Raw genomic sequence first — 542 nt, 5'->3', positions numbered from 1 at the left:
GTTGTTCCGGCCATCCCCACCGGTCGGCCGGGGCCGCGAGCCGGCACCGCCGGCTGGGCCGCTCATCCGGCCCTTGGACAGATCCGTGCTGGACACCGCACGGGCCTGATCCTCCCGGGCCTGCCCGGGAGGCGGCCCCCAGAGCTGCTCCTCGGAGCGCCAGATCTGCTCCTCCGGCTCCTGGGCCGCCTCGATCGGCTCCCGCAGCCGGGATCCGGCCGGCGGCCCAGCCCCGGCAGTGGCACCAGGCCCGAAAAGAGGATCATCGTGCTGCCCTCGGCCACGCACCGGCCCGGAGTCCCGAGCCTCCGGCAACGCGAAAGAAGCATGATCGCGTCGCCTCCGGCCGGACAGCGACCCGCGGATCCGGGCCTCCGGCAACGCGAAAAAAGCATCATCGCGCCGCCTCCGGCCAGGGGGACCCGCGTCCGCCACAGGCTCGACCGCCGAGCGTCCCCGCGGGCTCGGTTCCTGCTCGGACACGTCTTCCTCCCGTTTCTGCCCGATGACGGTCACCCGGCTCCGGCCGACCGGGGATCCGG

Source organism: Protofrankia sp. CiP1_Cm_nod4 (genome assembly GCF_982290645.1).
This window is presented reverse-complemented; position numbering follows the sequence as displayed.